The organism is Apibacter raozihei, assembly GCF_004014855.1.
Taxonomy (GTDB): domain Bacteria; phylum Bacteroidota; class Bacteroidia; order Flavobacteriales; family Weeksellaceae; genus Apibacter; species Apibacter raozihei.
On the sequence record NZ_CP034930.1, the window covers coordinates 2,682,519 to 2,696,900 of the forward strand.

At 28.8% G+C, this 14,382-nt stretch carries 16 protein-coding genes; 2 read left to right on the top strand and 14 right to left on the bottom strand.

Annotated features, from left to right (window positions below):
- Nucleotides 1-107: 107 nt before the first annotated feature.
- The 8 genes from EOV51_RS11885 to EOV51_RS11920 all read right to left on the bottom strand — a co-directional run bounded on the left by EOV51_RS11885 (nt 108) and on the right by EOV51_RS11920 (nt 7,575).
- On the bottom strand, nt 108-1,109 hold the full coding sequence (locus EOV51_RS11885; protein WP_128152745.1) for a hypothetical protein: 1,002 nt from the start codon (nt 1,107-1,109) through the stop codon (nt 108-110).
- Nucleotides 1,110-1,198: 89 nt separating this feature from the next.
- Nucleotides 1,199-2,227, bottom strand: coding sequence for a hypothetical protein (locus EOV51_RS11890; RefSeq protein WP_128152746.1), 1,029 nt, complete (start codon nt 2,225-2,227; stop codon nt 1,199-1,201).
- 205 nt (nt 2,228-2,432) lie between these two features.
- Complete coding sequence (locus tag EOV51_RS11895) at nt 2,433-2,825, bottom strand: hypothetical protein (RefSeq protein WP_128152747.1); 393 nt, start codon at nt 2,823-2,825, stop codon at nt 2,433-2,435.
- Nucleotides 2,826-2,841: 16 nt separating this feature from the next.
- Nucleotides 2,842-3,720 (bottom strand): SH3 domain-containing protein, encoded by an 879-nt coding sequence (locus tag EOV51_RS11900; protein WP_128152748.1) that lies wholly within the window; start codon nt 3,718-3,720, stop codon nt 2,842-2,844.
- A 265-nt stretch (nt 3,721-3,985) separates the two neighbouring features.
- On the bottom strand, nt 3,986-5,020 hold the full coding sequence (locus tag EOV51_RS11905; RefSeq protein WP_128152749.1) for a hypothetical protein: 1,035 nt from the start codon (nt 5,018-5,020) through the stop codon (nt 3,986-3,988).
- 89 nt (nt 5,021-5,109) lie between these two features.
- A complete protein-coding gene (gene prfA / locus EOV51_RS11910) occupies nt 5,110-6,189 on the bottom strand; it encodes a peptide chain release factor 1 (protein WP_128152750.1) in 1,080 nt (359 codons plus the stop codon).
- A 94-nt stretch (nt 6,190-6,283) separates the two neighbouring features.
- Nucleotides 6,284-6,745, bottom strand: a complete 462-nt coding sequence (locus EOV51_RS11915; RefSeq protein ID WP_128152751.1) for a CvpA family protein — start codon at nt 6,743-6,745, stop codon at nt 6,284-6,286.
- Complete coding sequence (locus EOV51_RS11920) at nt 6,742-7,575, bottom strand: prephenate dehydratase (RefSeq protein ID WP_128152752.1); 834 nt, start codon at nt 7,573-7,575, stop codon at nt 6,742-6,744. Before EOV51_RS11920 ends, EOV51_RS11915 begins: the two co-directional genes overlap by 4 nt.
- Before the next feature lie 71 nt (nt 7,576-7,646).
- On the opposite strand from EOV51_RS11920, the gene EOV51_RS11925 reads away from it, so the two are divergent.
- Entirely contained in the window at nt 7,647-8,342 is a 696-nt protein-coding gene (locus tag EOV51_RS11925; RefSeq protein WP_128152753.1) for an ABC transporter ATP-binding protein, read from the top strand.
- A 77-nt stretch (nt 8,343-8,419) separates the two neighbouring features.
- On the opposite strand, the gene EOV51_RS11930 is transcribed toward EOV51_RS11925, so the two are convergent.
- From EOV51_RS11930 to EOV51_RS11940, 3 genes are all read right to left on the bottom strand, one after another.
- Nucleotides 8,420-9,040 carry a hypothetical protein gene (locus EOV51_RS11930; protein ID WP_128152754.1) on the bottom strand — a complete coding sequence of 207 codons (621 nt, stop codon included), beginning with the start codon at nt 9,038-9,040 and terminating at the stop codon, nt 8,420-8,422.
- Entirely contained in the window at nt 9,037-9,579 is a 543-nt protein-coding gene (locus EOV51_RS11935; RefSeq protein ID WP_128152755.1) for an RNA polymerase sigma factor, read from the bottom strand. The genes EOV51_RS11930 and EOV51_RS11935 overlap by 4 nt, the downstream gene beginning before the upstream one ends.
- A gap of 89 nt (nt 9,580-9,668) precedes the next feature.
- Nucleotides 9,669-10,844, bottom strand: coding sequence for a M14 family zinc carboxypeptidase (locus EOV51_RS11940; protein ID WP_128152756.1), 1,176 nt, complete (start codon nt 10,842-10,844; stop codon nt 9,669-9,671).
- Nucleotides 10,845-11,164: 320 nt separating this feature from the next.
- Between EOV51_RS11940 and EOV51_RS11945 the strand changes: the two genes are divergently transcribed.
- Nucleotides 11,165-11,665 (top strand): helix-turn-helix domain-containing protein, encoded by a 501-nt coding sequence (locus EOV51_RS11945; protein WP_128152757.1) that lies wholly within the window; start codon nt 11,165-11,167, stop codon nt 11,663-11,665.
- A gap of 70 nt (nt 11,666-11,735) precedes the next feature.
- Here the strand turns inward: EOV51_RS11945 and rplS are convergent, their stop codons facing one another.
- From rplS to ychF, 3 genes are all read right to left on the bottom strand, one after another.
- Nucleotides 11,736-12,092: a 50S ribosomal protein L19 gene (gene rplS / locus EOV51_RS11950; RefSeq protein WP_128152758.1), complete on the bottom strand. Its 357-nt coding sequence runs from the start codon at nt 12,090-12,092 to the stop codon at nt 11,736-11,738.
- A 121-nt stretch (nt 12,093-12,213) separates the two neighbouring features.
- Complete coding sequence (locus EOV51_RS11955; RefSeq protein WP_128152759.1) at nt 12,214-13,020, bottom strand: M48 family metallopeptidase; 807 nt, start codon at nt 13,018-13,020, stop codon at nt 12,214-12,216.
- 237 nt (nt 13,021-13,257) lie between these two features.
- Nucleotides 13,258-14,349 (bottom strand): redox-regulated ATPase YchF, encoded by a 1,092-nt coding sequence (gene ychF / locus EOV51_RS11960; protein WP_128152760.1) that lies wholly within the window; start codon nt 14,347-14,349, stop codon nt 13,258-13,260.
- Nucleotides 14,350-14,382 lie beyond the last annotated feature (33 nt).

Below are 14,382 nucleotides of genomic sequence, written 5' to 3' on the forward strand. Positions count from 1 at the left end.
TTTCTACAGTTAATAAAACTCAGATTTTTCTACCTAAAAGCAAAAAAACTTACTTTAAAAAAAGTAAGTTTAAATTTTTTACTATATAAATATTGAAATGGATTAAGTTAATCCAGTCCATTTAAAAAGATATCTAATATTTTTCGATCTGCTTTATCAAAAACCGTATTTCTAAAATAATTTTCCTCGTATCGTATCTGGTCTAAAGTACCTTTTATATCTACAGAATACTCTTTAATCTCTGATAAATATAAATCACAAAGCTGGCCGGCATAATCTCTAGCATGTTTTTTTAGTGAACTATTTTTAAATACAGATACTTTTTGATCTAGTTCTTTGCAATAAACCGGGAGTCCTTCCCAATAGGGAGAATCTTTTTCTAATTGATCAACTGCTAAATTTGCACTTTCTATTTTTAAAGTTTTGTATTGAGAATTATAGTGTGTAAATCCTACAGATGCAGAATCAACAGCTACTGAATCTTCATCGTATCCATCATAAGGTATGGCTACCGAATCAGCAGCCATAGAGATATTCCGTTCATCTAAATCTTCCTTTATCTTGGTTACGATTTTTTTCCAATCCAGAGAAATGGATGAATTTGTTTTATTTATGGATTTTAACACATAAAATAGTCCTTCATTTTTAGATTCTAATTTTACTATTAGTCCTTTTATATTTCTATTAGTAACTGGTAATATTCCTAGTAAATCTATCTGGTTATTTTCTGATATACACATTCTAAATTCTGATTCATTTTTATCTTTAATTTGTACATCATAATAATTGCAAGATATTCCGTTTATTTTATCTTTATCAATAGTTTTACTTAATGTAAAAGAAGGTATGGAATCTGCTATACTATATCTTTGCTGAAAATTTGCTGTTCCATCTAAATCGACTTCTAAAGGAACGAATAACTGATCTTTTAATAACATTTTTTTATATCCCATATCCACTACATTCCCATTAGGAGAATAATATAGATTTAGCTCTATTGAATCTTCATCAAAATTCAGCTCATATACTAATTTATGAGTGAAATTTATTTTTTCTTGCTGAGCCATAGAAAAAATTGGAAGTAGTAAGGCAAATAATATTTTTTTCATAGTTATATCTTTCAGTTATTTGCTATTTCTTAATATTAAATTTTAAATTTCCCAATATATAACAAACTTTTTTGTAAATAGATTTTAAATTAATCTAATTCATTAAGAAAACTATCAAGTATTTTTCGATCTGTTTTATCAAAAACCGTATTTCTAAAATAGTTTTCTTCATAACGTATCTGGTCTAACGTTCCTTTTACATCAAAGGAGTATTCTATTATTTCTGATAAATATAAATCACAGAGCTGGCCCGCATAATTTCTAGCGTGTTCTCTTAGAGAACTATTTTTAAATATAGATACTTTTTGATCTAATTCTTTACAATAAACCGGAAGGCCATCCCAGTAAGGCGAATCAATCTCTAATTGGTCTACTGCTAAATTCGTATTTTCTAAATTTGAAATTTTATATTCAGAATTATAATCAGGAAAATTGATATCATAATCTTCATCTTCATAGTCTTCATAATCTTCATCTTCATAGTCTTCATAATCTTCATAATCTTCATAATCAATTGACGTATCTATTGAATCAACTACATAAGTTTTTCTTTCATTTAATTGTTCTTTTACTCTAGCTGAAGTTTTTTGCCAATCAATAGAAATAGATGAATTTATTTTATTTATAGATTTTAACTCATAACTCTCTTTTTCTCCGACAATTATCTTTACTATTAATCCCTTTATATTTTTATTAATAACTGGTAATGAAGCCAGCATATCTATTGGATTGTTTTCAGCAATACACATTTTTATTTGCTCTCTTTTTTGTTTTACTACTAAAAAATCATAATAATTGCAGGATATACCATTGGCATTATCTCCTTTATTTGTTTTTTGTAAGGTAAAGGAAGAAATAGAGTCTGCAAAAACATTAACTGGAAAAGTTGCAACTCCATCAAGACCAATCTTTACTAATAAGGATAGCTGATCTTTGAGTAATATATTAACGTCATATATTTCTAGTACACTTCCATTAGGAGAAAAATATAGATCAATGTCTTTTGTACCATATTCTTCATTGAATTCATAACTTAATTTGTGTGTGAAATTTATTTTTTCTTGTTGGGCTATTATTAAAGCTGGAAGTAATAATAGTATTAAGAGTGATTTTTTCATATTTTTAAATTTATTTTGTTTTAAGAGTTAGTTTATCATCAATTAATATTTAAAAAAATGACATATTATCATATTTATAAATATGAATATAATTAAAAGTAATAACGTAAACAAAATCAAAAAAGTGTATTACTTTATTAAAAATATTTTAATTATATGCACGTAATCTTACAAAATGTTTATACTTTTAATAAATATTAGTAAATTATTTCAACGTATCTTTTATTTTTTTAAATCTTTCTTCCAGCATTTTGTGTGCATCAAATTCTTTAGATCCAGAAGCTTTAGAGGCAAAACTTGCAAAATTTAAACCGGCACCGAATAAAGATAAAGCTCCGTTTGACAGATCATTATTTTTAAGATTTTGCAAAGCATCTTCTAAAAAGTTATTACTTTCTTCTAAGTGACAGTCTGCTATATATTTATCTCCTAAATAATACAAGCGAATATTATTTATAATCATGTCAGCTGTTTCTTCAGAAATCCCTCCATCAATTTTCAGAAGTATTTCATTAATAGGCTTAACCAGCTGAGCATACTGTGCAGGAAATTGGTCACAGGCTTCAGCTATTTGTTTTCTTAATTCTTTAGATTGCATAGTTTAAGGTTTTTTGTTATTTAATTATATAATTTTTCCCATTCCAGATGTATATTTGTTTTTTAGTGCTTTTAGAAAAAATATTATTAGATGTATTTTCGGAAGCACTTTCATCGTTAACCTGAATTATTTCAGTTTTTTTTATTATTTGATTTGGCTTTCCACCTTTTTCATTGGGGAAAATAAATTTTTCTTCATATGAATAAACTCCAGCATCGCTGACTGTATACCGGGAAGGCAAATCCAGTAATTGTTTTCCATTCCAGGCAAAATAGTAGTAATTAGTAGGAATAGCGCAGGCTCCACCTATAAACTCAAGACGTACTATCGTATGTATGTGGGTAAGTCCCAAATTTCCAAAGGCTTTAAAAGAGATGAAATTTTGTAATGTATCTGTTGTGAAAATTTTTTTAGCCACTTGTTGATTATTTTTTATTACTTTCAGTTCCACTCTGTACTTTTCATTTTCGTACAATGTACCTTCTGAGTCTCTTTCCTGTATTTTCTCTTTAGCACTTATTCCCATCATAAACTGAATGTCTCCTTTTTTTATTAAATATGTACTTAAATTTCCCCTCCATACATATCCAAACGATTCTTTAGATTGTTTATAATACTTTATTGGTAACCATTCAGCAGTTAAACCATCAGATGTATAGACTGCTTTATTATATTTTTGGTCCGAATCATTTATTATAAAAACTTTCTCAGCTGTTAATAGCTTATCTTTTATTTTAAAATTTATGCCGGGTCCTTCTCTTATATTTGCTACATCAGAAAACACATACATGGTATCTGAATAAAATTCCAGTATAGGGGTTATTTCCTGTGCTTTGATTAAAAACATACTGATAAAACTTAACCATAAAATTATTATTTTTAAATTTTTACTCATTAGTTAATTATAGATAATTTTTTATTATATATAAAAATATAAAAAATCAGTTAATAATGTATTAACTGATTTTTACTTATTTTAAAAACTGTTAAATTATATGCTCAGATTTTGGTGGATATCATTTCCATAATGCTGAAGTTCCAATCATACAATTTATTACGAACTATCTGATCATTTTCTGTTGGTATGCTGAGACCGGGTTACTTATATGTAGTTAATAATCATTTAATTATGGCTTACATAATATAGTTTATAATTTTTATTATGGATTCATTACCCCTAAATAATTAAAAGGTAAATAAGCTATAAGTAAAAAAAATAAAAAATAAATTTTATTATTCAATAGGTCTATTTTTGCACTGGTTTTATGTTCGTTAACTAAAAAAATAGTCATAAAAATTAAAAACATATATAAAGACATGTTAGAAAACCACCGGAGAGTGTCCCAACCTAAAAAAAACATCAAAAAATTAAAAATTATAGGAAATAATATGTTATAAAAATATTTTGATAAATTGATTTCATAAAGTTGTGAAATATTATTGAGAAATATATAAATCGAAAATAAAATTCCAATTCCTAAAGGCCAAAAAATGGTATGACTAAAGTTATAACTTATTGACTTTCTAATATCTTGAATTTGATTTCCAGTTATCAAATTTTTTTCAAAAATAATATCATCATTTCGAATTGAACTATCAATTTTTCCTTTTATATAAAATAAATAATCATCATAATCACTGATATAAATCGAACCATAATTTTTAATTAAAATTATGATAGCAAGATATGTAATTAATAATAAAGTTATAAATATCCAATCTTTTTTTAATGTAATTATTTGCCTGAGCATGGCAATACTTATAAGAGATGGAATACACATGAATAAAAAACCTTCATGTATAAACAACAGAACAGGAGAAAATAATAAGAGAATTTTTCCAAATTTTATGGATGTAATAATTAAAAGTCCACAATAAATAATCCCTAATATATCAAATTTTAAATCAAACCACAAATTTTTGGCTAAGGCAGGACATAAAAAAAAACAACTAATAATTAAATAATCAATTATTTTATCTTTAAAATTTATTTTATCTAGTATTTTACATAGTATGAATAAAAGAGATATGAGTAATAATTTATTAAATGTAATAACAAACCTTTCATTAATTTTTATAGGTACATAATTCATTATGGTTCCTATTAAACCTCTTTTTATAAATCCATAACTGTAATCATAAAGATAATATTGAATCATGTATATGGAAGAAAAATGTTCATGTAATCTATACATATAAAACAAAATAAAAACGAAGCCTAATAAAAAATTTTCAGGTCTTTTTAATTTCAAAAATGTCATTTCATATAATATCAATAGTTTTACTAATTCTCCTGTCCTTTTAACTTTTCAGCATTATCTGCAATTTTTACAGATTCAATCATTTCATCAATATCACCATTCATAAAATTATCCAAATTATAGATAGATTTGTTAATTCTGTGATCGGTCACCCTTCCTTGTGGATAATTGTAGGTTCTGATTTTAGCAGATCTGTCTCCGGTTGAAACCATCGTTTTTCTGTGAGCTGATATTTTATCGAGATGTTCCTGCAATTTCATATCATATAATTTATTACGAAGCATCTGCAAAGCCATTTCCCTGTTCGCATGTTGAGATCGGGCAACCTGACATTGAATCATAATTCCTGTAGGTTTATGAAATAACTGAACTTTAGTTTCTACCTTATTTACATTTTGTCCTCCTGCTCCGCTTGATCGTGCAGTTTGAAATTCTAAATCTGCAGGATTAATTTCAACGTCAACTTCCTCTGCTTCCGGAAGTACGGCTACCGTAATGGCCGAAGTATGTACCCTCCCTTGAGATTCAGTTTCAGGAACTCTTTGTACCCGATGAACACCGGATTCAAATTTCATAATTCCGTATGCGCCTTCCCCACTTACATTGATAATCATTTCTTTATAGCCTTTCACACTGCCTTCTGTAGCATCAGCTACCTCAAAATTCCAGCCTTTTTGCCTCCAGTACATGGTATACATACGGAAAATATCTTCAACAAATATGGCTGATTCATCACCTCCGGTTCCTGCTCTAAGTTCTACTGTTATATTTTTATCATCTTCCGGATCTTTAGGTATCAACATGAATTTTATATTATCTTCCATCTCCGGAATTTGACTTATGGCTTGATTTTTTTCCTCTTTTGCCAACTCTGTCATTTCAGGATCTCCTCCATCTTTAATAATCTGATCTGCTTCGGATATTGTATTTAAAAGTGATTGATATTGTTTGTAAATATCTACAATTTTACCTAAATCTTTATATTCTTTATTAAGTTGCGCATATCTTTTTTGATCGGATATGATATCCGGTTGTATAATTAAATCGGAAACTTCATCAAATCTCTGTTTAATGGCTTCTAATTTGGGTACTAAATCTGACATATCTATTATTTACTAAGTGTGCAAATGTACGAAAATATTCGTGTATTTAATCAAGCAGGAACTGTGCTGTGATATTTATCGTTAAAGCTTTAAATTATATGATATAAAGAAAAATTACTGTTTTAAAAAGAGATATAAAGTCTAATAAATTTTGAGTGCAATTTTTTTCAGACAATATACCTATAGATTGTAAAAAACAATAAACAAGCATGATAACCAAAAAGTATTTTAAGCCTCCCAGAAACATTCCTGCGAGTTTATTGGTAAAATCCAGTCCTATGGCTCTAAGAGCCTGTTCTATCATACGGGATATAAATTTTACAGATAAAAATACCAGGGTAAGAGTCAATGAGAAACTTATCCAGGTAGAAGATTGGGAAGATACTAAGTTATATTCTATAAAGAAAGCCTGCGTTTTACCTAAAAAAAATAATGCAATTAAATAACCTAAAATTAAGCCTAGAAGTGAAGAAATTTGTTTTAAAAAGCCTCGTATATAGCCAAATATCACTCCAAGAAATGTAAACCCTAGTAATATATATTCGGGAAAACTCATATTTCAATTTTATGCTGTATATATTCTCCTAAAATATGTAAAAAACCAGTTTCTTTTCTAATTTCCTCTAATGATTTATAATAATGATCATATCCTTTTTTTTCAGATACTACATCTACATGAAATGAGTACTCAAAGACTGAACCTGTTAAGGGTACTGATTGTATTTTTGTCATATTCATTTCATTTTCAGCTAAAATATTCAACACTTTGGCCAAACTTCCCATTTCATGTTTAACCGTAAAATATAAAGATGCTTTGTTAAAATGTTTTATTTTTTCCGGCTTTTTAGATAATAGGTAAAAACGAGTAAAATTATCAGTTATATCGTGAATATTTTCTTGTAATATTTTCAGGTTATACATTTCTGCTGCTAATATTGAACCTATCGAAGCTATACCTTTTAATTGATTTATTTGAATATTCTTTGCACAGGTAGCTGTATCATCTTTTGCCAATAATTTCCAATCGGGATGTAATTCCAGAAAATTTTCGCATTGTAATAACGCCATGGGATGTGTCTGAACTTCAGAAATGGATTCTAAGGTCTCTGATTCCAATGCTAACAGGTTGTGTTTTATTGGTAGGGCTATTTCTCCAACAATATGCAAATTATTTTTAGTTATTAAATTGTAGTTGGGAAGAATGGTACCTGCAATTGAATTTTCAATGGCCATCATACCATAATCTACTTGATTGCTTGTTACAGATTTTACCAAAGAATTAAAAGTAGGGCTATCTACCACTTTTACAGCTTCCTCTTTAAAAAATTTAACTACTGCTTCGTGATGAAAGGATCCTTTAATTCCTTGAATAACTACTGATTTCATAAATTATGTTTAATCTTTTTCGTTTTATTAATATCTTTACAGAAAATAATACATTTATACACAGGATAAAAATGTCTGTAAAAGTACAAAATCTTACTAAAAAATATAAGAAGCAAGTTGCTTTAAATGCTATTTCGCTGGAAATAAAAAAGGGGGAAATTGTAGGGTTACTGGGTCCTAATGGAGCGGGTAAAACGACAATGATGCGTTCTATCGTTGGATCACTATCCTGGGATGAGGGAACTATTTTAATAAATGGTATTGATAACTGCCTTCAACCTGACAAAACCAAAGCAATGGTGGGATATCTTCCTGAAAATAACCCTCTGTATCCGGATATGTATGTTAAGGAATATCTTCGTTTTGTTGCTGATATTCATAAGACTAACAAAAGTAAAATTAATGGAATTATTGAAAAAGTAGGCCTTAATCAGGAACAAAATAAAAAAATCAGTCAGTTATCTAAGGGGTATAAACAAAGGGTTGGCTTAGCACAAGCAATAATTTTTGATCCGGAAATATTGATACTTGATGAACCGACTAACGGATTGGATCCTAATCAGATTATAGAAATCAGACAACTTATTCATGAACTGGGTAAAGAAAAAACAGTCATTTTATCCACTCATATTATGCAGGAAGTAGAAGCTCTATGTTCAAGAGTTATACTTTTAAATAAAGGAACAATTATCCAAGATAAAAGTATTGAAGAATTTAAAGATACTTATTCTAATCTGGAAGAAGCGTTTTTTGAATATACACATTGATCATTCATTCATTAAAAAATTGAATTATGATAATTAACGGTAATTATTTCGGTAGTTATATTTGTTATACCAATTAATTATAAAAAAAATTCATCTTCCGAAGTCAAATACGTATCATCAGAAGTATCTTCAAAATATAAACTGTAAATAACTTCCGATGTTTTTTCTTCGTAATTATTTTTCATTTCTGACTTGTTCTGCAAAGTTTTAGATGTTTTTTTTATCTGCTTACCGCTTACCATCGGTTGATCAATATAGGATGCTTTCAAATTATCTGATTCTTCTTTTTCCTTTGTTTCCATACTTATATATTTATTAGCTATAGAGTTGTTAACAGATGAATCGTTATTTGTTTTGTTTAATTTAACTATTTTAGTGTTATCAGCTTGTTCCGTTTGATTAAAATAAAGAATTCCTAAACCTATAAATATAACAAGACATGCAGCAATAGATGTCCAATATATTTTTTTATTAAATAATGGAATTATTTTCTTATGATTTATTGATTTTTGAACAGGCACTATTTTATCTGCAATTGAACTCTCCAACTCATCAAAATATCGATCTGGAACTGTAAAGGGATTACCGTTTTTTTTATTTATAGTTGAATGTAAAATTTTATTTTCTAACTCAGAAAAATATCCTTCCGGAGTTTTAAATGGTTGTGAACCTGTTGGTTTATTTAAATAATCTTTCATTTTTCGACGTTTTTTAAAAGATATTCTTCAATTTTTTTTGTTGCATGATGATAGGAAGCTTTTAATGCTCCAACAGAAGTTTCCAATATTTCAGATATTTCTTCGTACTTCATATCATCAAAATATTTCATATTAAATACAATTCTTTGTTTTTCAGGAAGTTTAGCAACGGCCAATTGTAATTTTAATTGAATATCATCTCCTGTAAAATAATTATCGTCTTCCAGATTAGAAGATAATTGGGCTACTAATTCTTCACTATTAACATTTTTCTTTTTAGCTGCACTATTTAAAAAATTAATTGATTCATTAGTCGCTATTCTGTAAATCCATGTTTTAAGGCTTGAATCTCCTTTAAAAGATTTTAAATTCTGAAAAATTTTAATAAAAACATTTTGAGTAACATCATCCGAGTCGTCGTGATTAAGCAAAATCTTCCTTATATGCCAATATACCGGCTTACTATATTGTTTAACCAATATGGAAAAGCCTTTCTCAATATCTTTTTCTATCAGCAGTAGTAATTCTTTTTCTTCCATTTCTTAACTTAACTTATAGACAATAGATATTCAAAAAAGTTTAATCTGATTTATTATTTACTTACTTCTAAGATTTAACCAGACAATTTTTATACAAAAGAATCGAGTTTTTTACCGTTAACAATAATCCATTCATCCAACTGAAAATCTGCCATAAGACCCAGCTTAGGAAAATCTGATACTTTAGAATAAAAGCTTCTTCCTTCAGCATCGTATTCGCTGTGTGCATAAAAATGAGATAAATCACCTATTTCTTCAATTTTAGCACTAAAGGATATTTCTTCATCTCCAGATTTAATCGATTCTGCATATTGAATGCCTAAATCTGCTACCCGGTTGCTGTTGGTGCTTAATCGTACATTTCGATATATAATATCATAATAAGAAATTGAATTTTCAGGAATTTTTAAATATTCTTCATGTTGATCTTCCCATTTATATTCAGTAGATGCGTAATATAAAGCAGTTATCAATGCCAATGAAAAATATTTTCTTGTTTTTTTTCTTTGATAATCATCAGGATAGTGGCCTGCTTCAAATAATAAGGTAGGAATTCCTGATTTTTGAATATTGTCCCCCGAGGAACGTGGATAAAACTCATCGGTAAACCTTGAAATTTTATCTGGTAAAATACAGGTCAATTCACGGTAAATATGAGCAATAATTCCCATAGATTTTTTTCGTATATCTGTTATTTCCCTACCTTCTGATACTGAAGGAGATAAAAACGCTAATGTAGCAGGTTCTTTTTTCCCTTTAACTCCAAATATTGTTCTTTGGTCATGCAGGTTAAATGCTAAATGATAATTTTTTTCACTTATTATTTGTTTTAATACATGCATTTCTATAGAAGATTCAGCTATATAGTCCCTGTTTATATCAATACCTTCTATATTTCTTCGGGTCCAAACCTCTGATCCATCCGGATTAAGCATAAAAATAATATCTACTGTAAACTCGCTGAGAATTGCGTGTACGATATTTCCTTCGGACGATAAAAATTTAAGCAAATCTAGAGCGCTTAAAGTTCCGGTTGTTTCATTACCGTGCATTTGAGTCCACATGATAGCACATCTTTTTCCTTTACCCAAAGTAAGTTTGTAAATGGGTTTATTTAAAACAGATTTCCCAACCTGCACCAGTTGGTTTTTATAATTTGCATTTAAAAATTCATTCAGCTTTTTAGGATTGACATATCTAGTATTAAAATTATCTTCATATTGAAAGTTATTGTCTAATTCTTTAATATCAAAATCTGTTTTCATATCTAATTTTTTACAAATATAAATTAAAATAAAGCTACAGCCTCGTTACATTTGTATATTACAAATGTAATCATAGCCTTAACGCTATTTCACATTTGTAAACAAACATATATGACAGTATGTCTTGTTATGCTTGATTTTATAGCAACTATATAACCTAAGTAACTTAAATTGCTATATACTAGTTATTTAACATGTTATATATTAACTATTGGTTTAAGTTAAGTTTAAGTTGTATGCAGTTGTGAACTTAAAAATTATTCTTAAATTTGTATTTATATATATTATTTACATTTGTAAATAATTAACATTTGTAAAACATGGATATTTCTAAACGTATAACTTCTTTAATAAATATACTAGGTTTGTCACCTGGTGAATTTGCTGATAAAATTAATGTTCAGAGATCCGGAATTTCCCATATAACTTCCGGAAGAAATAAACCCTCTTTAGATTTTTTAGAAAGGACATTAAAAGTATTTCCTGAGGTTAATTCTGATTGGTTGATTTTAGGGAAAGGTTCTCCTGTAAAAAATAGAGATACTGAAATTTTTTCTTCATTGAATACTGATGAAGAATTGAAAGAATCTAAAAAATCACCTTCCGTTTTATTTGAGGATAATGATACCGTGCATAATCCTGATCTTTTTTCGCAAACCATCATACCTTCCTCTACATTCAATATTTCAAAAGAAAAAAAAGAAATTTCTCCTGACGAGAATGTCAGAGAAGACAGCAAGGAAATAAATAAAGAAGACAAGAAGATTAAAAAAATAATAATTTTATATTCAGATCATAGTTTTGAAGTGTATGACAACTAAAATTATTATAAAAAAAAAGAGCAACATTAGAAATGTTGCTCTTTTATTTTTTGCATAAAGCCGAAAATTATTAAGACCCGAATCTGGCGTCTTTAATTCTTGCTTTCTTACCTCTAAGATTTCTGAAGTAATAAATTCTTGCTCTTCTAACTTTACCTTTACGGTTAACTTCAATTTTTTGAAGAGCAGGCATATTAATAGGGAATACTCTTTCCACACCAACCTCACCACTCATTTTTCTGATGGTAAAAGTTTTAGTAGCTCCCGTACCTTTAACCTGAATAACAACACCTTTAAAGAACTGAGTTCTAGTTTTGTTACCCTCTTTAATTTCATAATAAACAGTAATAGTATCCCCTGCGTTAAACTCAGGAAATTCTTTTTTTGTAATGTACTTATCCTGTACGTACTTAATTAATGGTTCCATTTATAAAAATATAAATTAGTTTAAAGTTGAATAACATTCACGTACTTCGTCAGAGGTTAATCAATCAGGTTGCAAAATTAAGCAATTAATTTTAACCTACAAATACTTTTTATTATCTATCTTACTTCTTGGACTTTTTTATTTTTTCACTGATTTTCTTTGCTCTTTTTTCACTGTCGGGGTGACTGGAAAACATTTTAGATTGCAAACTTTTATCAGAACCAGCCTTTTTTTCCATTTCAGCAAATTTGGTAAATCCAGTTACCAGAGCCTGCGGATCTTTTCCTATAGAAACTAAAAATTTGTATGCGTAATCATCCGCAGCAGATTCCTGAGTCTGCGAAAACTGAGCTCCTGTTAAATTTTGGGCAACGGTTCCAATATCAGAATTAACCATAGCAGATACAGAACCTTGAGTATCTCCCGCATATTTGGCTGCAGCTTCAGTTAAAAGGGCTTGTTTGAATGCTTTTTTAGAATGCTCTAATTTAACATGACCTATTTCGTGTCCTATAATTCCTAATAGTTCATCATCTGTCATTATATCCATAAGAGATGAAAAAACACGAACACTGCCATCCGGACAAGCAAAAGCATTAATATCAGTTACATAATAAACTTTATAATTTAAATTCAGCCCATCATAATTTTTATAGGGTCCGAATATCCTTTCCAAACGCTCTGCATAAGCTTTCTTTTTTTTATCTTTATCCTTAGTCGAACAAACCGGATTGTTTTCATCCATATACTTAACAGATTTTGCAGCTGCGCTTGCTATTTCTTCATCTGAAACGGTAAGAGCTTTAGAAACATTTTTCACTGCATCTATCTTTCCCTTCCCTATGCTAGTTTTTCCTATTTTAATTTGAGCACTAATACCAGAACACAGTAAACAGGCAACCGATAATGTAAATAAAACTTTTTTCATAATAAGTAAAATTATTTATTTGTTTAATAAAACAAATATGGCATTTTTTTTTATATTAATTAGTATACATTAATTATTTTTCCCTAATTAATCTAAATACTTAATGAATAAAAATTCTATTGAATGACACTTAAAAAAAATTAAATTTCTTCTATGAATATATGAGTATAAATAAACAACCGCTTAAAAATTACTCTTTAAGCGGTTGTTTTAAAATATTTTTATTTTTTGAAAATGCTAGACATTAAATCTGAAATGCATCACATCACCATCTTTTACAATATATTCTTTTCCTTCAACGGATAATTTTCCTGCTTCTTTTACTTTTGCTTCAGAGCCATAGGTAACAAAATCTTCATAAGCAATTACTTCTGCCCGAATAAATCCTTTTTCAAAATCTGTATGAATAACTCCGGCTGCCTGAGGTGCTGTCCATCCTTTTTGAATAGTCCAGGCCCTTACTTCTTTTACTCCCGCAGTAAAATAAGTTTGTAAATCCAACAATCTATATGCCTGACGTATTAAGCGGTTAACTCCTGGTTCTTCAAGTCCCAGTTCTTCCAAAAATATCTGTCTTTCCTCATAGGTATCCAGTTCGGAAATATCTGCTTCGATTTGTGCAGCTAATACAATGACTTCGGCTTTTTCATCTTTAACTTTTTCTTTTACCTGATCCACAAACTCATTGCCATCTTTGGCTGACTTTTCATCTACATTGCAGACATATAAGATAGGTTTGAATGTAAGTAATTGAAGTTCTGATATAACGGAATAAGTAGTATCATCAGTTTCAAATTCCCTGGCATTTTTTCCTTGTTCAATAAATACGATTAATTTTTCCAGTACGGAAACTACAATCTGTTCTTCTTTGTTACCTGCCTTAGCTGCTCTTTTAGATTTATCCAGTCTTTTTTCTATCGTATCCAAGTCTTTAAGCTGTAACTCTATATCAATAATCTCTTTATCTCTTACCGGATTGATAGAGCCCTCTACATGGGTAATATTATCATCTTGAAAACATCTCAATACATGTATAATGGCATTGGTTTCTCTGATATTTGCAAGAAACTGATTCCCTAATCCCTCTCCTTTACTGGCTCCTTTAACCAAACCTGCAATGTCCACAATCTCAACAACCGCCGGAAGTACTCTCTCCGGATTTACAAGCTCTTCCAGTTTATTTAAGCGGGGATCCGGAACCGATACTGTTCCTACATTAGGTTCAATAGTACAAAACGGATAATTTGCCGATTGCGCTTTTGCATTAGATAAACAATTAAATAAAGTAGACTTTCCTACATTGGGTAAACCAACAATTCCACATTTCATATCTTGAAAAATTTGTGCAAAGATAGAAATATT

Bases quoted from the DNA above. Each gene is read 5' to 3' on its own strand.
- EOV51_RS11955 (WP_128152759.1), bottom strand. From the start codon at position 13,020: ATGAAAAAAGTTTTATTTACATTATCGGTTGCCTGTTTACTGTGTTCT.
- EOV51_RS11905 (WP_128152749.1), bottom strand. From the start codon at position 5,020: ATGTATAGATTACATGAACATTTTTCTTCCATATACATGATTCAATAT.
- ychF (WP_128152760.1), bottom strand. From the start codon at position 14,349: ATGAAATGTGGAATTGTTGGTTTACCCAATGTAGGAAAGTCTACTTTA.
- EOV51_RS11940 (WP_128152756.1), bottom strand. From the start codon at position 10,844: ATGAAAACAGATTTTGATATTAAAGAATTAGACAATAACTTTCAATAT.
- prfA (WP_128152750.1), bottom strand. From the start codon at position 6,189: ATGTCAGATTTAGTACCCAAATTAGAAGCCATTAAACAGAGATTTGAT.
- EOV51_RS11890 (WP_128152746.1), bottom strand. From the start codon at position 2,227: ATGAAAAAATCACTCTTAATACTATTATTACTTCCAGCTTTAATAATA.
- rplS (WP_128152758.1), bottom strand. From the start codon at position 12,092: ATGGAACCATTAATTAAGTACGTACAGGATAAGTACATTACAAAAAAA.
- EOV51_RS11945 (WP_128152757.1), top strand. From the start codon at position 11,165: ATGGATATTTCTAAACGTATAACTTCTTTAATAAATATACTAGGTTTG.
- EOV51_RS11920 (WP_128152752.1), bottom strand. From the start codon at position 7,575: ATGAAATCAGTAGTTATTCAAGGAATTAAAGGATCCTTTCATCACGAA.
- EOV51_RS11930 (WP_128152754.1), bottom strand. From the start codon at position 9,040: ATGAAAGATTATTTAAATAAACCAACAGGTTCACAACCATTTAAAACT.
- EOV51_RS11925 (WP_128152753.1), top strand. From the start codon at position 7,647: ATGTCTGTAAAAGTACAAAATCTTACTAAAAAATATAAGAAGCAAGTT.
- EOV51_RS11895 (WP_128152747.1), bottom strand. From the start codon at position 2,825: ATGCAATCTAAAGAATTAAGAAAACAAATAGCTGAAGCCTGTGACCAA.
- EOV51_RS11915 (WP_128152751.1), bottom strand. From the start codon at position 6,745: ATGAGTTTTCCCGAATATATATTACTAGGGTTTACATTTCTTGGAGTG.
- EOV51_RS11900 (WP_128152748.1), bottom strand. From the start codon at position 3,720: ATGAGTAAAAATTTAAAAATAATAATTTTATGGTTAAGTTTTATCAGT.
- EOV51_RS11885 (WP_128152745.1), bottom strand. From the start codon at position 1,109: ATGAAAAAAATATTATTTGCCTTACTACTTCCAATTTTTTCTATGGCT.
- EOV51_RS11935 (WP_128152755.1), bottom strand. From the start codon at position 9,579: ATGGAAGAAAAAGAATTACTACTGCTGATAGAAAAAGATATTGAGAAA.